Consider the following 19,601-nt stretch of genomic DNA (forward strand, 5'->3'; position numbering starts at 1 on the left):
GCGGGGCGCATCGGGAAATAACTGGCAGGGGGCATCGGGATTTTCACTCCGGTGCCCCCTTTCCAGCCCAACCCAAACCTCACCCCCGCAAAACATCCCCCCGCAAAACATTCCCCCACCAAACGTTCCCCCGCCCGAGATCCTAGATCTCGCATCGACATCCTTGCCCATGCCAGGGATCTCATGCCGAGATCTAGGATCTCGGCATGTTAGGGGGCAGAAGCGTTCACGGCGTCGCTAACGCTGTTGCGCGTTGAACGGCGGCGAATCGACAACCCAGACAACGACACCGCCAACACTGACACCGCAACAAGTGCGCTCGCAGGGGCAAGCACAGCCCACGGTCCGCGCTCCACATAATCAATGCCTTCAGCAAGAATCAAACCCCACTCGGGGGTGGGTTGCTGTGGCCCCAAACCAAGGAACCCCAAGGCAGCCAACGCCAACGCGATGCCTGGCAAACGCAACATCGCGTGCCGCAACACTGTGGGAAGAACCGAGGGCAGCAGGTACGCCCACAAGGTACGTGCCCGCCCCACACCTAAGGTCGGCAATACTGCGATGTGTGGTTGTGCGCGGGTTTCTGAAATCAGTGCCGCCGTGTGTGCGGCAAGTGGCGCCCAACTGACCAGGGCCACTGCGATGGCCGCGCCAATAGTTGATGGTCCAGAGATCGCAGCAACAATGAGCCCAGCAATGATGGGAGGTGCGGCGTTGGTGACCTCGATGAACCCGGTTGATAACCGGGGGACCAACCCCACCAGCAACCCAATGATGAGGCACACACCGACCACAGCGAGCGCCGTGCCGACGGTGGTGAGGGTGCCGTGTGCGACACGTGCGAGCAGGTCACGGCCAGAGGCGTCGGCCCCAAAGGGCAGTGCCCATGAGGGTGGTTGTAGCCGTGAGTACGTGGACAAGTAGGGGTTGCGGAACAACCCCACACTGGTGATGAGGATGAGTACCGATGCCGCAGCAACTGGGGCGATCAGGTCACGCCGGGTGGTGCGGTGCGGTATCGGCACGGCGGGCACCGTGTTGAGTCGTAACGCTGGACCTAAGAGCAGCGCACGGATGCCTGCTGCTAGTACCCCCACCACCACTGCGATGACCAGGAGCGCAAGGATCCCTGCCTGCAGGGTGGGGATGTCTTGGGCGGCTGCCGCACCAAGGGTGGCACGCCCCAGCCCAGGGATCGCGAACACTTGTTCGACGGCTACTGCCCCTCCGGTTATACCGATGATGACCAGACCGATTTGGCTGATCACTGAGGGTAATGCTCGCCGAAATGCCGCGAATGCGATGGTGTGGCGCGGAAATTGGGCCATGCGCCAGGTGCGTACCCAGTCCTCTTGGAAAGCGGCGGTCAACGCTTCGGAGGTGAGCCGCCCGATGAGCCCGCCCCCTGGAATACCTAAAGCAAGTGCTGGCAGTACAGCATTGTTGATGCTGTTCCACCCGTAGGGCGGGAACCACCCTAACCAGATGGAACCGATGATGAGGAGTATCGCTGCGAGGAGGAATTCAGGTAGCGCGGTGAACGCTGCCGCGAGGGCACCTGACTCGCGGCGTGGCTCCCCGCGCACACCAGCACGGATCGCGGGGATACATAACGCCAGCGCAATGGTTAACGCGCACACGACGGCGAAGCCCATGAGTGTGAGTGACACCCCTAATGCACTGAGGGTGCCTGGTAGCACTGGGGTGTTGGTGATCCATGAGTTCCCGGCGTCGCCCTGAAGGATACCGCTGAGCCAGTCACCAAATATGGGCAGTGGACCGCGGTCTAAACCGAGTTCGGCACGGACGGCGGCGAGTGCTTCCGGGGTTGCTTCCCGGTCAGCGTAGCGGGCCCGCAAAATGGTGTATTCGGCTGACCGCCCGGATAGCCAAGGCAGCATCCCGATGAGGGCCACCACCGCTGCCACCGCCCCAATACGTGAGGCGGCGGTCAGCGCGGCGGTTTGTGTGCGTGATGTCATGGTGTGCTGGTGTTATTCGTTGGCGTTATTTGGCCGTCTCACCGGTGACGTTGGTGTTTGAGGTTACGAGGGTACGTTCACGTGGGTCGCGGGCCGCGCCATCGGTGCCGGGTAGTTCCCCTTGGATGACACGTTCGTGGAGCATCGGGATGGCTGCGTTGTTTGCGAGGATGAGTGCTTCAGCTTCCATGATGGCGGCGCGGCGTTCTGGGCCTGCTGGGGTTGCTGCTGCGGTGGCGAGGGCTGCGTCAACATCGTCGTTGCAGAACTGGGAGATGTTGAATGAGCCTTCGCAGGAGAAGTCGCTGTACAGGTAGGCGACGGGGTCACCGGAGTCGAGAACTGTTGCGCGGGACAGGATGAACGCATCAAACGCGCCATCGAGGGCATCAGCTTCGATGTACTGGTATTCGCGGACGTCTTGGGTGACGTCAAACCCGGCGGCTTCGAGTTGTTGTTCCAGTTGGACAGCAACTTCGGGCAGTTCTGCACGGTCGGTGAAGGTGCCGAGCGTGATTTTTACGCCGTCGACTTCTTCTGGTGTGGCGATGGGGGTGCGGGCGTCTTGGTATTCCTCGGTGGTGCGTTCTTCGGCTGCCCACGGTAGTGCTGGGCCAAGGAGACCTTCGGCTATGTCGGCGCGGTCTTCGTACACGGTGCCAACAATGGTTGCCCGGTCAACGGCGGCTTGTGCTGCTGCCCGCACTGCTGGGTCTTTGAAGGGGCCTGATTCGGTGTTGAGGTACAGGGTGTTGGTGCGTGGCATGGGAACCTCGTAGATGAGGTTTTCATCGATGCTGGCTGCTTGGCCCACGGGGATCGCTTCAACGATGTCGGCGGTGCCGGTGCGCAGGGCGGCGGCGCGTGCGGTGCCGTCTGGCACGTAGGTGACGTCGATGCCTGATGCTTTGGCTTTTTCACCCCAGTACCCGTCATACCGGTTGAGGGTTGCGGCGGTGGTGCCGTCAACGTCAACAAGTTCAAAAGGCCCAGTACCTGTACCAACAGGGTTCACAACGCCATCTTCTCCGTAAGCGGAGGCGGCGAGGATCGCGAGCTGTGGGCTGGAGAGGCGTTGTGGGATGAGGGGATCTTCGGTGCCGGTGGTGATGGTGACCGTGTTGTCTTGCACCTCAACACTCATGTCAACACCGTCAAGGATGCGTGGCTTGGGGTTCGCTTCAGTGGCAGCAGTCAATGAGGCCGCGACTTGTTCGGCGGTCAGGTCGGTGCCGTCGTGGAAGGTCACCCCGTCACGGATGGTGAATTCCCAGGTGGTGGGGCTGGTTTGCTGCCATTCGGTGGCCAAAGATGGTTGAGCGTCACCAGCTTCGTCAAGGACGATGAGTGTTTCAGCGGTAGACCACCGGGACAATTTGAATGCGTCGTCACTGAGTGGGGTCAAGCCGGAACGTGGTGGTTGGAGCATGGCAATGCTGACTCGCTGGTCGCCGCCTTGGGCGTCAGTGCCACCATTTTCTGCTTGGGTGGATGAGAAACACCCACTGAGCGCGAAGGTGAGGGTCAGGGCGGTTGCCGTCACGGCAAGGTGACGGAGGGGTTGTGCATTCATGGCGGTGAACTTTCTTGTGATCAGTGTTAAATGGCGGCCACGCTGTGCTTGTGCACGATGCGTGGAAGAGTGATCGCGGCGGCAACCGCTGCGAGGGTAAGGGCAAGCCACGGCAATATAGCGGCGGTTTGCGGAGTCAAAGCGAGGTCGTAGAGCGGGCCAAGGGCGGTGTTCCCGATGAGCACGGCGATGCCGCCCATCGTGGCCAGGAGCCCATAGTGAGCTGCCCCTGGTGTTGTGCTAGCGATCAGAGGCACCGTGGACAGTGCCAACGGGGAGGCCATCATGGTCCCGGTTACCAGGACCACGGCGGTAATTATTGCCGGTGCGGCGGCTGGAAGTGACCCCATGATGCTGCCCTGAGCGATACCGGGCACACCGAGAGAAAACACTGCGGCAAGCACAAAACTTAAAGCGATAGTTCCGTAAGCGATACGGAAAGCGGCAGGGCGCGGCAAGCGACCCATCGCAGCAGCGATCGGTAATTGCCCCGCAATGGTCACTGCGGACACCACCGCGAACAGCACACCCAACCAGGAATCGTCGGCACCAGCGTTACGCAACATCACAGGCATTCCCACATACAACTGGTTGAACGCGAGAAGATTCACCGACGCCACCGCGCAAAACGCGATAAATGGGCGGGACCGTGGGATGCGCTGCGGGGTGCTGGTGCTCGTTGGGCGAGCATCGGCATCTGTTGTTGTCGGCAAAGCCAACGCCAACACGGCAAGAATGACCGTGAAAATCCCAGCGCCAGCCAACGCGATAACGCTATACCCGGCAGGCAGCAGCAACGCCCCCAACAAGGGGCCAAGGACGGCACCAATCTCCCCAAAAAATGCCAGCGACGCAAAAAGTGTGGTGCGGCGGCCAGCACGCGCCTGTTCACTGTCCGCGCGCCCAATAAGCGCCTCAACAGCTGGGCTGAACAGTGCCCCACCTAAACCAGTCAACAACACCCCAGCAAGGAACACCGGGAAATGTGTTGTCACCGCCAAGCCGAGGAAACCAATGATGCGCACCACGCAACCCAGCAAAATCAACCGGCGTGGCCCAAACCGGTCAGCCAACAATCCGCCAAAGAGGAACATGCCCTGCTGAGCGAAGGTGCGTAAACCCAACACCACGCCAACCCACACCCCAGCCAGCGCAAATTCATCGCGCAAAATCAGCGCAATGAAGGGCACAACCGTGTAAAAACCAACGTTAAACATCAGCTGCGCGGACAACAGCACCCGCGTTGTGGGAGAAATCCGAGGAGCCCCCTCCCCGCGACGCGCTGCTACACCCCCACTAACAACCGTGGTTGGTGCCTCACCAACGCGGTCACCCGCACTGGTGTGCTGCACATCGGAAACCTTTGACGACACCGTGGAACTCACCTCGCCACCTCCACGCCACCCACCACAGGCATCTGCGGCAGCGCAGCAGCTAAACGCTGCCCTTCGGCTGACTGCGGAGCATGACGCAACGACGCAACGTCTGTGTCCTCAACAACCCGGCCACCATCAAGCACCACCGCCCGCTCACACAACCGGTACACCGCATTAAGGTCGTGGGACACAAAAACAATGCCCATGCCGTGGGTGGTCGCCAAATCCTGCAGGAGCGTCAACACCGTGTCACGTAACGGCACATCCAACCCACTGACCGGTTCATCAGCAAGCAAAAACCGGGGGCGCGTAGCGATAGCCCGCGCAATCGCCACCCGCTGAGCCTGCCCACCAGACAGCTCACCGCGCCGCGCAGTCAAAAAACCCTCATCCAAACCCACCGCACGCAAAGCCCAGATCACGCGCTCACGTTCCGCATGACGTTGAGCGCGGCGCGAGCCGGTGTCAGTTGAAGGCAGGGCACCCAGCCGGCGCAGTGGTTCGGCGATGAGTCGCCCTGCGCTCATGCGTGGGTCAAGGCTCACCGCTGGGTCTTGTGGAACGTACTGCACCGCTTGGCGGTACCAGCGGGTAGTGCGTTGCGACCCGGCGAACACTGGTTTTCCGTCCAGTTCCACCGCCCCTGCACTTGGGCTCAGAAGAGCCAACATGATGCGGAGCAGCGTGGATTTTCCGGCACCTGAACGCCCAACGATCGCAACCCGTTCACCGGGGGCGGCCGTGAATGACACATCGTTTAACACCAAAGAGGTGTGGCTGTTGCGACCTGGGTAGGCGTAGGTGACGCCACGCACCGTAAGGTTGGCGCTCATGCGACACCTGCCATGGCGTGCTCAACAAGGCTGATGGTGGCGGGGTGCTGTGGGGCGGTAAGGAGTTGGTCGCGTGGTTGGTCTTCCACCACTCTCCCGTGGTCCATCACGATGATGCGGGTGCACAGGTTCGCGGCGACGGGCAGGTCGTGAGTGATGAACAGGAGGATGCGGCCGGTGTCTCGGACGTGTTCGTCCACCACGTTCACAACTGCTTGTTGGGTGACAACGTCAAGGGCGGTGGTGGCCTCATCGAGGACAAGTACGGGCGCATCACACAGTAACGCGAGCGCGATGGCGGCTCGTTGGCGTTGACCGCCTGATAGTTCACCGGGGTAACGGCTGGTGATGGTGGCGGGGTTGTCGAACCCTAGTTGCGTGAGGAGTTGGTGCACTTTTTCTCGGGCCGATGCGGCGGTAACGGTACGTGCGGCGAGCATCGGCTGGGTGAGTTGGCGTCCCACTGTGACCAGTGGGTTTAGTGCGGTTGCGGAGTCTTGGAAGGCTGCGGCGAACCGTGGCACTGCGCGTTGGTGAGGAGTGTTGGCATCAGTGTCGAGGGTGATGGTGCCGTGGACGCGAGCTGGTGGGCGTGATGCACCAATGATTGCGGCTGCGGTGAGGGATTTGCCGGATCCTGATGCGCCGATGAGTGCGATGCGTTCCCCTGCGGACGCGGTGAAGGTGACGTCGCGGACAAGTGGTGTTCTGTCGATGGTGACGCCGAGGTTCTGCACGGTCAGGGTGGTTGGCACACCTGAAAATTATCAATAATGATTCTCAGAAGCAATCTCATCTGGTGTGTGATATATCGCTCCCCAGGCTTGGCGCAGGGCTCATCCAAGCGCTCGCCCCAAGCCCTCCCAACGGCGTCACTCCCCCGTGCTAAAGTTAAGACATCATGATCAGCCCGTTGCCGAAAGGCGCGGGCTGATTTTCTTTTCCCGGAGAATCATGGCGACATACACAAAACCTTGGCTGTCCGTTGACGATCAAATTGAGCGCCTCGAAAACACAGGCCTCGGCAAGGCATGCTGCTCTCGATATCCTTGAGTTATGCGCGAGGGGTCAGGATTTACAAGCCAGCAGTGGCTCGATGGGTTACTACCCGAGGTCGATTCCGCGCGGAGTGTGCTCGCATCCGCTGATCGACTGCTGCGGCAGGAAGGAACTCTTGGACGCGATCTCGATGCTGTTCTTGCGACTTACCCGATAGGCGTCGAGCGATTGATGAAGCTCGCACTTGGGACTGCAGCCGTCTCCAAAGGTGAGGGTTGGCCAAAGAAGATGGGCTTCACCCATGAGGGTTGGGGCCATGCCTTAGATGAGATGGATGAGCGGCTACGCTCCGGACTTCGTGAGGCCATCGAGTCTGGAGACTGGGAGCGGAAACGGATGCTGCGCAGTTGGATCTGCACCCTCGACAACGACCCTGTCTGGGCTGCGGTGGTTCGCACACTAAGGAACTACGCTGACGCGGGTCGCTACCACCATCTCGATCAGATATCCGGTAAAGACGTCACCTCGCGATCGTCGAGGGCTATGTGGGATGAAGTTGAGCAGGCAGCCATCGCTAGTTCCCCCTCACTCACTGCCCATCGCCAGAGAACTTTAGATGGTGCGGACTTCGCGCCATTCGAACGAGAGTTGCGTGCGGCAGTTGCTGACTCGATCAAACGCTGGGTTTCTATTGTTTGCTTGTTCGGCTTCCACGGCGTGCTCGGTGAAGACTGGCGCGTGATCGGGGCCTCTGCGCTCCCCGATGACGCTTTGCTGGTTCGGGCACTGCCGGACTGTGAGGCTCAAGCGTGACGATTCGCATGTGAGGCTTCCAATGACGACTGTGCGCCGGATGAGTTCGAGGACGATGAGCCCACTGATATCGAAGCCCCGCTCCGACCCGTCACCGAGATCCTAGATCTCGCATCGACATCCTTGCCCTGCACAGGGATCTCATGCCGAGATCTAGGATCTCGGCCTGTTGACGTGTGGAGTTACCCGCGGGTTTACGTTAGCGTGGAATTAGTCAGCACCCATCCAGGAGGTTGAGATGAACAACAAAGAATTGCTGGGAATGTCCCCCGGGTTGAAGGTATTTGTCGCTGCCTGCTTCACTATCGGGGCCGTTTTCACCGGCGCTAACGGCCTGACTGCCGTCGCACTCATCGCCGCTATAGCAGCAGTGGCGGTGGGGATCACGGTGATCGCTGAACTCACACGCTCTGAGCAAAAACCTGGCGTCACGGTAGGCATCATTGCCAGCACGCTCACGGTTCTTGCAGTGGCTTTCGCCTTGTCAGCCCCCACAACCGTCCCATTGGGTGTTGTCGCGGTGCTAGCGATCATTCCTACGATCATGTGGGTTGCCCTGTGGGCCACAACCCGACGCCTCGAGGACACAGTAACGACTTCCCGGTAGTTGCCACAGCACGTCAGGACTTTGGCATCACTCGCGAGACGGCAATATCGCAGTTGCAATAACACCAGCAACACACAACACCACGCTAGTGACCGCTAGCTGCGGGGCCTCAGCGATGCTTTGGGTGAGGACGTTGATGGGTGTATTCACTGCGAGTGTTGCACAAATAATTGCTGTTGCTAGCGGGGCGATCCAGGACAGGGTCGCCCCGCTCAATGGCGCAATGACCAGCCCTACGCCTGCAAACAGTGCGAAGTCGATGAGCCGTTCGGGCACCTCCGCAGGGGTTCCTGAAACATACGCCCCACCAATAACCCCCAGTGTCAGGGCAACTGCTTGACCTGTAAGTGTTGTCAAGATGTGCACCAACCGCCAACGGGATAGGTTCCGGTGTGCCGTTCGTTCAAGTGATACATAGTGGGTTTTTGTGCCAACGGTGACGAGAATCGCGAAGATCGCAGGTGCGAAGGCAGTGAACCGAACGGTTAATGGTTGCCCCCATTCGTCGAGGGTAGGCAGCCGGAGGGTTAGCCCACCTGTGGCTGCGATCAGAACCGCCGCCAACGCTCCGAGCGTTGCGTAGAACCGCCAGTGGCGTGCAGCGAAAAATGTCACGGTGTGGCGGTTTCTTCCATGAACCAGACAGGGGTTTCGAGGAACTCCTGAAGCGCGATGCTGCTCGCGCCAGGTACAGCAGTGTCCAAGTGGATAGCGGTTGCCCCCGGTGTGGGGGTTTGGCCTATGCCTCGCGGGCGAAGTTCAAGTGTGGTGATGGGGTGATCTGTGTTTGCAGTTTGCTGGGTAACTGGGCGGAAGGTTTCCGCTAGTTCTGCGGCGATTCCACGGTATGCAGGTGGTACGCACACCGTGGGTTCCTTCCCGACGCAGTACGCATTTGGTATGGGTTCACCGTTGGTTATTCCGGCATCGAACCGTGTCCAGTGTTGTGACGCTAGGCTCACACCCGCACAAATAAGGGTCGCACTGAGGGCAACAGCAATCACAACCACCCGCTTCGTGGCAGTACCACGCCACGCTATGAGGCTCAGAACCGTTAACAGTAGGCCGGTGAACCAGACAGCTTGCGCCCATATCGTTGTTGGATTCCACGTTGAGAAGGCATCTCCGCCCACACCTCCTGAGGGCAAAAGAATGCTGGCTGGTGTTCCTTGTCCGTTGCCGAGTGATGATGCAATCACCAACGCTGCACCGCCCACCGCTGGAACCGTGAGGACGTGCGGGAAACACCGTCCAAAGTAGTATCCGATGGGCACATGAAGCCCGGCCATGCTTATCAGCGCAATAATTGCGCCGACATGAAGGGGCCCTGAGCGGTGCGGGAGTGCCAGCATTGTGAGAGCGGTGATGATGCTAGCGAGTGCGATAGAACCTGTAACAGCACAGATGGGCCCAGCAATTCTGACGAACCGCCCGCGGCGCCAGGATGCCGTGTCACTGTCGTCAAGAACACGAAGTGATAGGCGGTGCTCGCGTAATCCACCCCATGCGCCAAGACATGCTGCAATGGCGTAGATCATGGTTGCTCCGTCGTACAGTGTTGCAGTCATGAGCAGGCCGTGATTGAGCCGCTCCTCCGCCCATCGTTGAGCAATGGTGACCAGCAGGAGAAGCACTATGAGCGCTGCGGCGATTAATGGGAGGCGTCGGGTTGCGTAAAACCACACCCACGCCGTTGTCGTGTCACGCGGTGTCATTTCCCCGCCTGCGAACCGCTTGTTGTGGCGTGAAGGTATGCGGCGTTGAGGGCAGGCACCCTTTGTATTGCGTCCGCGTTGGGCCCTGCGAGGTCTTCGATGGAGGACACGGAGGTGATGCGCCCATCAACGAGCAAAGCAACATGGTCACAACAAGCGGCAACATCTTCGACGAGGTGCGTGGACAGCAACACCGACGCATGCTGGGAAAGATCTTTGATAATTTCTTGGAAAGCTGTGCGTTGTCCGGGGTCTAAGCCAACCGTAGGTTCATCAAGAACTAACAGCCGTGGTTGGGAAACAATTGTCCCAGCAATTGTTGCTCGGCGTGCCATGCCACCAGAAAGCACGCCGATGCGTGTGTCTGTTTCTCCAGTCAAACCAACTGCTTCGATGGCGCGAGCAACCGCATCGGCAATGTGGGTCCGTGGCATACCTTTCAACCAAGCGCAGTATTCCACGTGCTCACGGACAGTAAACCGGGGATCGTATGGGGCATTTTGCGCAAGGAAACCACTCAACGAACCAACAGATTTATTGCGGGTGTTCCTGCTGACAGGGCGCCCGCAGACGCGTAGCTCACCTGCTGTTGGAGTGGCCAGGCCTACCATCGCGCGCATGAGCGTAGATTTACCTGCCCCGTTAGGGCCAAGCAAACCCACCACCCCGGTAGGGATAGTGAATGTTGCCTCGTGAAAGACTCTTTTTCTGCGGTAACCCAACGTCATTGCGCGGGCTTCAACCATATATTCCATGATGCGCCGTGTTGTCAGTCCAAGTTGATCGTCAGTCGAGTGGGTCGCGCACGATGGGGCAGGTCATGCAGTGCCCGCCGCCGCGCCCACGCCCAAGCTCCGCTCCCACGATGGGCAGCACCTCAATGCCGGCCGCAGTGAGGAGGTCGTTGGTTTTGGTGTTGCGGTCGTAGGTGTAGACCACGCCTGGGCGCACAGCGACAGCGTTGTTGCCGGAATCCCACTGTTGGCGTTCGGATTCGTACGCGTCACCACCAGTGTTGATAACCCGCAACCCGTCAAGGCCCATCGCTTGAGCGACAACGTCAGTGAGCTTTTCTTGCCCGTGGTCGGTAACATGCGAGCGCCCTGGGCGCCCATCGGGGCGCAGCGTGAAGGTGTGAATGGAGTCCACAATCCGCGGGTACACGGTAACAATGTCACGGTCAGCGAAGGTGAACACGGTGTCAAGGTGCATGGCGGCGCGTAGTTTTGGCATCCCCGCAACAATGACCTGTTCGGCTGCGCCACGTTGGAAGAGTGTGTCCGCAACTTGGGTGATCGCTTGACGGGAGGTGCGTTCACTCATCCCAATGAGGACCACCCCACCGCCCACGGGCATCACATCCCCACCTTCAAGGGTGGCTTGCCCCCACCGTTGTTCTGGGTCTCCCCACCACACGTTTGCACCCACGAAGTCTGGGTGGAACAGGTAGATCGCTTTCATCAGGAGTGTTTCGTCGTGGCGGGCACGCCAGTACAGGGGGTTCATGGTGACCCCACCGTAAATCCAGCAGGTGGTGTCACGGGTGTACAACGTGTTGGGCAGGGGCGGCATTAAGTAGTCGCGGGCGTCAGCGGAACCACGCACCAACAGCATTGTTGGTGGGCGGAACTCGGCAGGCACATCGTCAATGGACAACCCGCCAATGAGGTGTTCAGCGAGGCGCTGTGGGGTGAGGGTTTCTAGGTAGGTGCGTACCGAGTCAACCAACCCGATCCCCACCAGGTTCGCGGTGATTTTGCGGTCCAGTATCCAGTCGCGCCCACCTGGTTGGGTGAGGGTGTGGGCGAGCAGGTCGTGGAGTTCAACAACGTCCACTCCTTGCGCTTCGAGGGAGCGCACAAACGCTGCGTGGTCTTCTTCGGCGCGGTCAACCCACAGCACGTCATCAAACAGCAGGTCACTGGAATTTGTGGGGGTAAGCCGCCGATGCGCCAGCCCGGGCCTGCACACCAGCACTTTGCGGAGCGTCCCCACCTCCGAGTGAACACCGTACATGTTGGCTGGTATTTGCGACTCGGTCATGGGGTTCCCTCCGGGTAACGGCACTGCGCGACACCCCGATCAGGGGTGTCGCTGTGTCGATCCTGCCACGTCATCAGTAGTTTTGCGATTTACGATGCGCTGTGTCGCATTCGCGCGCACACAATACCCACGTCCCACCCTGGGGCGCGCGTTCCGGCTGGTGGGCCGAGAACGCCCACATCAACACCACATGTGGTGAGGAGCCATGCGATGAGCGAGTTGGAGTTCCACATGTCAGCCACACCGTGGGTGTGGCGACCCCAGACATGGCGGGGCACCTGCGCGACCTCATGTGTTAACCGCTCAAGCCCGGCAGGGTCAGGGCATGTCACCGGCACGGAACTTACCGCCCACTGCGTGTCGGGGATTGAGCCGCCGCGCCAACATCGCACCTCGTAGCGAAACGCACGCCACCGCCCCAAACCAGAAGCACCAACTGGCCCCTGCGCAACCACACCGCGCGGGGTGTGGCGGGGCATTTGCCATACCGGCGCCATTTCAATCACTGTGACCTCACCGGTTGCCGTAGTAATTTCCAATGCGGCATGCACTAACTGTTGGGCAGGCCTGCGGTGAATAAAGGCGTCAATGCGTTCCCACGCGCGACTTGTGTGCGGTGAAATGGCGCTACCCGCACCAACCGGAATCCACCACAACACCACGCGTGGTTGCGATGGCGAACCGCTTTGTTGATGGTGTGGCACAGTCTCACTCTATGCCTTGGCATCTTGACATCGGGGCAAATCCTCAGCGAACGACTGGGTTGTGTGTTTGCTAGATGCGTCCGTGGGCTGTCGCCGCGGCGAGGTATTCGCAGAACAGTTCGTCGGTGAGGTCCCCAGGGCGCATAAATGGGCCATCGACGGGGTCGGTTGGTCGGCGTTGTGGGAAACCGATGAGAGCGAGCAGGTAGTTGCTGATTTCCTCACCGTGCACCCCGTAAACCTTGAACCCGGTGACTGCAGCGCCTTCGCATTCAAGGAGAATAGACACCCGTTGCCCTAGTGCATGTTGGGCACTGATGAGACGGTACGGAAGTTCTTCGCTGGGGCCGTCGAACAGTTCTTGCCAGTATTCTTCGGCTTCTTCCGCTGCCTCCACACGCGCCGCTTTACTCAAGCGTTTCGCTGCTCCACGAGAAAACTGGCCTAACGTCAGCGGATTGGTGATGGTGTAGAGCGCTGCGACTAGGTCGACTCGCACCTCTTCGTCATTCTCCAGACCGTCTGGCTCCATAAAGTCGGTGGGGATCTGGTAAGCGTTGTAGTGCTCACGGAGTAACTCACCGACCTCGGCAAGTTGCGGAGCTTGAGGCGCCGCGGCGATCCACCGTTCGAAAAGTTTTTGCATGGTTCGTTCTTTAGGCACAGCCGTTTCCTTTGTCACGTGTTGCTTCACGCCACAACCGTGGTGTTGCACACCCCGGTTGTGGGTAATTGCAGTTCGATGCGTGACGCGGCTGCCGCATCCCCTGCAATGTGGGCCACCACAGACCGTGCCTGCTCACATCCTGTGGCCAGCAAGAACGTGGGCGCTCGCCCATAGCTCTTCATCCCAATAATGTAGAGCCCTTCCTCATCATGGGTGAGGACATCAACGCCGTGTGGGCGCACCGTCCCGCAACTGTGCTCGTTGGGGTCAATGTCGGGGGCAAGGCGCACCGGCGCCTCAATGACCGGGTCTAACGTGACCCGCACTTCACGGAGAATATCGAGGTCTGGGCGGAATCCTGTTGCCGCGACAAGCGCATCGACCGTGATCGTGTTTTCCGCGCCTGCCCCACCTGCCTGCACCGCAAGTTGCCCGTGGGGCGTCGGGGTCAACTGCGTGACCGTGAAATCTTTGTGGAACACCACCACACCACGATCCACCGCCTCTTTGAGGCGCTGACCCAGTTCACCGCGCGCTGGCAGTTGATCCGCCGACCCGCCACCAAACAACCGCCGCGCCGAACGCCCACGAATCCCCGTCACGGCACGGACAAATCCCAAGTAAGCCACAATGGCCAGTTCTGCTACCCGTAGAAGATCCTTATAGACCATACATAAGCGACTTTCATAGGCCCCCTTCCTGTTTGTCGGTTATGTGCTCATCCCCGCGTCGTGAGACAGCCGCTGGTTTGGGCGCCGCTAGCTGCGCAGATAAGCTCGCGCTGCTATTAAGGTGTCTATACAAGGGACCGCCTTGAGGAATGGCGATGTCTAGTGGGACGCGGTCCTCGTTTGAGACACACCCAGCTAAACGACGCTCGAGGTTGTGGCTGCATTCGATAAGCCGCGCTCTTCTTCGTGCGAAAACTTCCTCTCAGCCTTGTTGCGTGTACGTGCTAAAAGATTCTCGTTCCTTTGCCCAAGTACATGATCTCTCCCCGCCGCTGTAGCGAGCACGAACCCGATCATGATAAGCCCGAAGCTTCCGATACCTAGCAGAGCAATAATCGCAAGGTGGAGTGCTACTGAGACGAGAACAGCGGTGTAGCGAACGCGTCCCGGCCACCAGATGATGACCGCTATGAACACTTCGGCAGCAAGGACACCATATGTCAGTACGAGTTCGATTACTGGCTGCGCCGTCAACACTAGGGCTATATCTCCGAGAGGCCCGGATACCCCGAACATGTCCATCCGCACTATGTAATACAAGGCGGTCCCGTCCACCCATGCTCCGGTACCTAGTTTCGAGATGGCGGAATGTAGATAGAGCACGGAGCATTGCAATTGCAGCGCAACAGTAGCCGCTCGAGGGAGACCGTGCCACCAGTATGCCTGTCGCACATATGTAGGCGGCGTTCTCGACCAACCATTGATTCGGTGGTCGAAAAGACAGATGACAGCGATCCATGTGAGTGCCACGACAGCTGCGGACTCTCCCCCATCGATCAGGGTCAGGCCGCTCACGGTAGCAAGTGCAATATACAGATGCACTAAAGCCCCAAACCTTGGAACAAAGCCACTCATGACAAAGAGCAATGCCACGATAAAAAATACCTGAACAACTTCCGCCGGTAACGGACTGCAAACCAAGTTCCACGAACTCAACGCGGCGGAGCAATGCATCTCCCGGGTCACCCCACCGACTTGAGCGGTGAGATAATCCAGAGGTGTGAGCGCGTAAATGCTGAGCTGTGCTCCGGCAATTATCGCACGGGCAAGCATAAAGAGACGGTGAGGAGAACCCAGCGCTCGGACTACCTGAGGAACGACCCTCCACCAACGTATCTGGTCAACGAAACTAGTCATGTGCAGCCCACCTCGAGCATGGCCGCTTGGTCATCAATTCGATAGCCCGTGAACAAATCCCGATACTCCCATGGCACAGGAATAGTCATTACAACAATCACTCTTCCGCAGACTGTGGGAACATCGCTGGGATTCACGACACTCTGCGCTTCCCCATCCAATGCGACATGTAAGACGCAATCGCCGCCGATAGAATCGCACTTGGTCCACTCCTCCACTTCCCTAATCAAGGTTGCGACCTCGGGCCCTTGAGCTCTCTGCGCCCGCTTAAACCCGAACATATTCTTTGCGTCGGAATTTGGAAAGGCGCTTGCAGAAGTCACTGCTTCTCCATCAACTGAAAAGACCGTAACTTCGGCATCGTCAGGATCCTTGGTGAAGAACTGCCAACCCTGCGGGTAAAGAGCAGTCCAGACCCTCCGGGTATCGTCCGGTACCGGACCCAGAACGGTAGTTGGTAATTGCACCAGGACCGTCAACGTAACGAAAGCAACGAAGAAGATGCTCGACACACGAAAGGTTGTCTCGGCGGCTGCGTGGTTCTGTCGTCGTTCCCGTTCCGTACGATCGTGATCTTCCTTTTGGCCCTTCACATTCGTACGCTGGTCATAAAATCTGAGGTGAAAATCTGCTGATCCACTGCGCTCATACGCTCATCACCAGGAAGGTAGACGAATACCGCTGCGGCCAACGCTATAGTGACCGCAGCCGCGCTGTGGAGCCCCGCGACTTGCCAAACGACAACAGCGGTCGTTCCAACAAGTGCCGTCTGCTTAACGCAAAACGTTCCGTTACAGCCGGCTGGTTTAGAGGCGAGGCCTTGAGCCGCTTCCCCGACGCCAGGCGCGAGGGAATCCACGTACGCGAGAAAGTCAGAGCCGAAAGCTTCGATAGCGTTCTGGACATGCACAGGGTTATCGCTCAAAAGGCCTGGACGGATTTCAGATTGGAAGACATCGCTCGCATCCACGTACTCCTGGGAAGCTTCGAGCGCCTGCTCGTCGCTCACCTCTTTGAGCGCGGGAATTTGTGCTTCAGCAACCGCGACAGCGTCGGGATTACGTTCTGCAATCGGCCCCTTTGCCACAAGCAGGAAAGCAACGAGAGCAGCATCTGAAATTGACTCACCCTCATCAAACAGCGCGGCGGCAGCAGTCGCAGTATTTTCAGCTGCCCGGTCCGTGACAAGCTCAGCGCGGCGATCATCGCCCTCCACCTGGTAAGGAAATTCGACGCTGGAACTTTCGTCCGCCTGAGCTGACGTTGCGAATGAAATAACCACAAGCATTGTGGCGAGCGTGGCAGCTATTCCGGTGCTTTTTCTCATTTTCGACTCCCCTGTTTTCTGTGTACTGATTGTTTCTAACTTTCTTCAACTGACTCCGTTGAGACTTCACTAGCTTGCTTCGCAGCCGAGTCCGCGACTCGCCAGGCAACAAGCGCGATGACGACTACGACGAGGAAACCACTCAGGGCGAGAAAATGCCCGACCGTTTCCAACGAACCAACCACTTCAACAACAATTAACGCGCTTGCGTGACTTGTTGCGACTACGGCGATGGTACCCAAATAGGGGACACTCGATCGCTGAGCCGCATGCCAAGCAGCGTCCGAGCGTAGCGTGTGCCGGGTCCGGATACCAACAACCGAATTCTTCTCAAGACCGTTCCTCGTGATCATTATCGCGAGGCCTGTTGTTACCACTGAAAGAATGAAAAGTCCCACGATCGGCGGATAGAACACTAAAGAATCACCTCGTAAATCGGAATTAGTACGTTAACTTACCTTCTAAGAAGGAGGCATGCAAGAGCTGCGTATCCACTACTGGCACGTCACGCCGAGGAGAACGGGCATTCCTCGATGGGGGCACTGCCAGTACCACCATCAGCAGGGACTCCTCAGGCAACTCTCACTGTGGTCTGCTTGACTGGAAAGACAACCCTGAACGTGGAGGCACAATATATGTCAACAATTCCCGCATACGTCGCACACTCAGCGACAGACGCACTCACCCTTGGCACTATCGAACGCCGGGAGGTGGGCGCAAACGATGTGCGCATAGACATCCAGTGGTCTGGTATTTGCCACTCAGACATTCACACGGTGCGCGGCGACTGGGGGCCACAACCTTACCCACTGACAGTCGGCCACGAAATCGCCGGTGTTGTTGTCGAGGTTGGCTCCGATGTCACCCGCCACAAAGTCGGCGACCGGGTGGGTGTGGGGTGCATGGTGAACTCTTGCGGCACCTGCACCAACTGCGAAGCAGGCGACGAACAGTACTGCCTTAATGGCATGGTCGGCACCTATGGTGCAACAGACCGTGACGGCACTGTCACCCAGGGTGGGTACGCCACCGAAATCGTCGTGGTTGAGAATTTTGTGCTGCGCATCCCCGAGGCCATCCCCTTTGAAAAGGCCGCCCCGTTGTTGTGTGCCGGGATTACCACCTACTCACCGCTGAAGCACTGGGGTGCAGGGGAAGGCAAAAAGGTTGCCGTTGTTGGTTTAGGCGGGCTGGGCCACATGGCCGTGAAGTTCGCGCACACCATGGGCGCTGACGTCACCGTGATCTCACGGACCCTGTCCAAAAAAGAAGACGGCTTGCGCTTGGGCGCAAACCACTACGAGGCAACAAACGACCCAGAGATGTTCTCTCGTCTCGCCGGATCGTTTGATCTGATCATCAACACCGTGAGCGCACCCTTCGATGTCGATGCTTTCCTTGGGCTCCTCGCCGTCAACGGGGCGCTCGTGAACGTTGGGGCACCAGCTGAACCACTGTCACTACGCGCAGGGAACCTCATTGGTGGGCGCCGGTCATTCGCCGGTTCCATGATTGGTGGCATCGCAGAAACCCAAGAAATGCTTGACTACTGCGCTGAGCACGGAATCTCCCCCGAGGTAGAAGTTGTCTCCGCTGACAACATCAACGAAGCCTGGGAACGAGTGCTCGCATCAGATGTGCGCTACCGGTTCGTCATCGACACCTCAACACTCACCAAATAACACCCGCCCCGCACGGCGACACAACAACACAAATCAGCGTCCCTCTCACCCGAAAAGCCACGCTGACATCACAACAAGGGGGCGGCACCACCACGGTGCCGCCCCCTTGCGTGTGCGGTGTCAGTGCTACTTCAGTGTCATCGCGGTTCGTCAGCGACCTTCACAAAGATTTTGTAGTCCTTGCCATCCACTTCGGTGATAGTGACCACTGCATCAAGCACCGTTGGGTCGTTGTCGAAGGTCATGACACAGTCAATTGCCTCATCAACCCGGACCTTCACACGATCGTCCCCACAATCAAGGATAGGCACGTACCCGTTATTGATTTGTTCCTGTAGGGCCTCTGAGGCCACTTTCTCAATATCTTCAGGGGGAACAGTGAGGTAAGCGCTGGCATTGAATGAACAACCACTTAATGCCAGTGCAGTCGCTGCGGTGGTCAAAGACAGGGCAAAGTTTTTGCGAAACATGTCGAACTCTTTCTGAGCCTTGGGTGGCCGGTTAAGGGGGACGTGCGGTGTGTTGATGAAAGCGGAAGCACTAAAACTCGAAGAGTTCACTGAAGCGATTGTTCCAACGCGGCCGCCACCCGTGAGCTCGCAGGATCGCGAAAACTGGCATCTTCATGTCGGTTGGCCGCACGCGCACCCCCTCGACGTGGTTGACGCCGTGCTGGGTGAGGTCTTTGGGTGACCAAATGTGTGACACTGGTGTGAAGCTCCCTGTGAGGGAAACAGCCCACGACCAAGACCACCTCATGGACAGCGACGTCGCGGACTGGGTGACATGTTTACCCGTTGAGAACTCACCAAAATGGTAAGTCCCGTTACTTTCACGCAGCGTCACCACGAGTTGCCAACTGGTTGCTGAGCTTCCCCGTGCCAGAGCATCTGTCCAGCGCGTCTCTTCCGGGCGGGTACCTACGGAAACCTTTGCGCCTCGCCGGGTTTTGCGCACTGCAACCGAGTAGGGAAGGTCCTTGTGGTTGATTGCGAGTAGCGCTTGCAGCACGGTGTCCAGTGGCGCTGGTTGGCTGAGTTCAGGGAGTGGGCCAGTGATATCAGCGAGCCCATCGACGTGCTGTTTACTTTGGGCTTCGAGCGTTTCCCGTGCGGTCCTGCTCAGCACAATGAAAGCAGGTATAGCGAAGCCCAGTGTCAGGATGACACTGCCGTATTGAATCCAAAGCGGCCAGTCTTCTGTGAGGTCAAGAGCACGGAAAACAATGGTGAGTATGACGCAGACACCAGCGAAGGCTGCCACAAAGGCGAGAAAGATTCCACCGAAGAAAAGGGACTGGTAGCGGGTAAGCCTGGGGCCAGTGAATGTCACGTCCATGGTGTCCACCCTAGGCTGTGGAATCTTGCCAGAATGAGTTATCCACAGGCTTACGGGAGCACTCCCCATGTGAT

21 protein-coding genes are annotated in these 19,601 nt (G+C 58.7%); 3 read left to right on the forward strand and 18 right to left on the reverse strand.

The annotated features are described in order from the left end of the window. Nucleotides 1-209: 209 nt before the first annotated feature. Genes G538_RS0101200 through G538_RS14440 form a run of 5 tightly spaced genes read right to left on the reverse strand, consistent with a single transcriptional unit; the run spans nucleotide 210 to nucleotide 6,519 of the window. Complete coding sequence (locus G538_RS0101200; protein ID WP_051196432.1) at nucleotides 210-1,982, reverse strand: ABC transporter permease subunit; 1,773 nt, start codon at nucleotides 1,980-1,982, stop codon at nucleotides 210-212. A gap of 25 nt (nucleotides 1,983-2,007) precedes the next feature. Beyond that, the gene (locus G538_RS14430) at nucleotides 2,008-3,555 is read right to left on the reverse strand and encodes an ABC transporter substrate-binding protein (RefSeq protein ID WP_035832737.1); all 1,548 of its coding nucleotides are present in this window, start codon (nucleotides 3,553-3,555) and stop codon (nucleotides 2,008-2,010) included. 26 nt (nucleotides 3,556-3,581) lie between these two features. Continuing rightward, complete coding sequence (locus tag G538_RS0101210) at nucleotides 3,582-4,940, reverse strand: MFS transporter (RefSeq protein WP_051196433.1); 1,359 nt, start codon at nucleotides 4,938-4,940, stop codon at nucleotides 3,582-3,584. Next, nucleotides 4,937-5,764: an ABC transporter ATP-binding protein gene (locus G538_RS14435; protein WP_035832738.1), complete on the reverse strand. Its 828-nt coding sequence runs from the start codon at nucleotides 5,762-5,764 to the stop codon at nucleotides 4,937-4,939. The genes G538_RS0101210 and G538_RS14435 overlap by 4 nt, the downstream gene beginning before the upstream one ends. Continuing rightward, the gene (locus G538_RS14440; protein ID WP_035832739.1) at nucleotides 5,761-6,519 is read right to left on the reverse strand and encodes an ATP-binding cassette domain-containing protein; all 759 of its coding nucleotides are present in this window, start codon (nucleotides 6,517-6,519) and stop codon (nucleotides 5,761-5,763) included. The genes G538_RS14435 and G538_RS14440 overlap by 4 nt, the downstream gene beginning before the upstream one ends. Nucleotides 6,520-6,820: 301 nt before the next feature. On the opposite strand from G538_RS14440, the gene G538_RS0101225 reads away from it, so the two are divergent. After that, the gene (locus G538_RS0101225) at nucleotides 6,821-7,576 is read left to right on the forward strand and encodes a hypothetical protein (protein WP_029067879.1); all 756 of its coding nucleotides are present in this window, start codon (nucleotides 6,821-6,823) and stop codon (nucleotides 7,574-7,576) included. Between the two features lie 238 nt (nucleotides 7,577-7,814). Continuing rightward, on the forward strand, nucleotides 7,815-8,183 hold the full coding sequence (locus G538_RS0101230; protein WP_029067880.1) for a hypothetical protein: 369 nt from the start codon (nucleotides 7,815-7,817) through the stop codon (nucleotides 8,181-8,183). A gap of 27 nt (nucleotides 8,184-8,210) precedes the next feature. Here the strand turns inward: G538_RS0101230 and G538_RS0101235 are convergent, their stop codons facing one another. The 11 genes from G538_RS0101235 to G538_RS0101285 form a co-directional block, all read right to left on the reverse strand. Beyond that, on the reverse strand, nucleotides 8,211-8,798 hold the full coding sequence (locus G538_RS0101235; RefSeq protein WP_029067881.1) for a hypothetical protein: 588 nt from the start codon (nucleotides 8,796-8,798) through the stop codon (nucleotides 8,211-8,213). Continuing rightward, nucleotides 8,795-9,898: a hypothetical protein gene (locus G538_RS0101240; RefSeq protein ID WP_029067882.1), complete on the reverse strand. Its 1,104-nt coding sequence runs from the start codon at nucleotides 9,896-9,898 to the stop codon at nucleotides 8,795-8,797. Before G538_RS0101240 ends, G538_RS0101235 begins: the two co-directional genes overlap by 4 nt. Beyond that, nucleotides 9,895-10,653, reverse strand: a complete 759-nt coding sequence (locus tag G538_RS14445) for an ABC transporter ATP-binding protein (RefSeq protein WP_084617946.1) — start codon at nucleotides 10,651-10,653, stop codon at nucleotides 9,895-9,897. Before G538_RS14445 ends, G538_RS0101240 begins: the two co-directional genes overlap by 4 nt. Before the next feature lie 31 nt (nucleotides 10,654-10,684). Then, nucleotides 10,685-11,941, reverse strand: coding sequence for an arginine deiminase (locus G538_RS0101250; RefSeq protein ID WP_029067883.1), 1,257 nt, complete (start codon nucleotides 11,939-11,941; stop codon nucleotides 10,685-10,687). Between the two features lie 89 nt (nucleotides 11,942-12,030). Then, complete coding sequence (locus G538_RS14450; protein WP_051196435.1) at nucleotides 12,031-12,645, reverse strand: hypothetical protein; 615 nt, start codon at nucleotides 12,643-12,645, stop codon at nucleotides 12,031-12,033. A gap of 70 nt (nucleotides 12,646-12,715) precedes the next feature. Continuing rightward, nucleotides 12,716-13,309: a hypothetical protein gene (locus G538_RS0101260; RefSeq protein ID WP_029067884.1), complete on the reverse strand. Its 594-nt coding sequence runs from the start codon at nucleotides 13,307-13,309 to the stop codon at nucleotides 12,716-12,718. A gap of 26 nt (nucleotides 13,310-13,335) precedes the next feature. Next, nucleotides 13,336-13,983, reverse strand: coding sequence for a Rossmann-fold NAD(P)-binding domain-containing protein (locus G538_RS14455; protein WP_051196436.1), 648 nt, complete (start codon nucleotides 13,981-13,983; stop codon nucleotides 13,336-13,338). 195 nt (nucleotides 13,984-14,178) lie between these two features. Beyond that, nucleotides 14,179-15,180, reverse strand: coding sequence for an HTTM domain-containing protein (locus G538_RS0101270; RefSeq protein WP_029067885.1), 1,002 nt, complete (start codon nucleotides 15,178-15,180; stop codon nucleotides 14,179-14,181). After that, the gene (locus G538_RS14460) at nucleotides 15,177-15,773 is read right to left on the reverse strand and encodes an SdpA family antimicrobial peptide system protein (RefSeq protein WP_051196437.1); all 597 of its coding nucleotides are present in this window, start codon (nucleotides 15,771-15,773) and stop codon (nucleotides 15,177-15,179) included. Before G538_RS14460 ends, G538_RS0101270 begins: the two co-directional genes overlap by 4 nt. Next, a complete protein-coding gene (locus G538_RS0101280; RefSeq protein WP_157544254.1) occupies nucleotides 15,770-16,507 on the reverse strand; it encodes a sporulation delaying protein family toxin in 738 nt (245 codons plus the stop codon). The genes G538_RS14460 and G538_RS0101280 overlap by 4 nt, the downstream gene beginning before the upstream one ends. Before the next feature lie 35 nt (nucleotides 16,508-16,542). Beyond that, entirely contained in the window at nucleotides 16,543-16,860 is a 318-nt protein-coding gene (locus G538_RS0101285; protein WP_157544255.1) for an SdpI family protein, read from the reverse strand. A 282-nt stretch (nucleotides 16,861-17,142) separates the two neighbouring features. On the opposite strand from G538_RS0101285, the gene G538_RS0101290 reads away from it, so the two are divergent. Then, a complete protein-coding gene (locus G538_RS0101290; RefSeq protein WP_029067888.1) occupies nucleotides 17,143-18,189 on the forward strand; it encodes an NAD(P)-dependent alcohol dehydrogenase in 1,047 nt (348 codons plus the stop codon). Between the two features lie 137 nt (nucleotides 18,190-18,326). Here G538_RS0101290 and G538_RS0101295 read toward each other — a convergent pair whose 3' ends face one another. Both G538_RS0101295 and G538_RS0101300 read right to left on the reverse strand, forming a co-directional pair. Then, on the reverse strand, nucleotides 18,327-18,659 hold the full coding sequence (locus G538_RS0101295) for a DUF4333 domain-containing protein (RefSeq protein ID WP_051196438.1): 333 nt from the start codon (nucleotides 18,657-18,659) through the stop codon (nucleotides 18,327-18,329). A 70-nt stretch (nucleotides 18,660-18,729) separates the two neighbouring features. Beyond that, nucleotides 18,730-19,527 carry a hypothetical protein gene (locus G538_RS0101300; RefSeq protein ID WP_029067890.1) on the reverse strand — a complete coding sequence of 266 codons (798 nt, stop codon included), beginning with the start codon at nucleotides 19,525-19,527 and terminating at the stop codon, nucleotides 18,730-18,732. Nucleotides 19,528-19,601 lie beyond the last annotated feature (74 nt).

It is taken from the genome of Jonesia quinghaiensis DSM 15701, from assembly GCF_000423205.1.
Lineage (GTDB): Bacteria > Actinomycetota > Actinomycetes > Actinomycetales > Cellulomonadaceae > Jonesia > Jonesia quinghaiensis.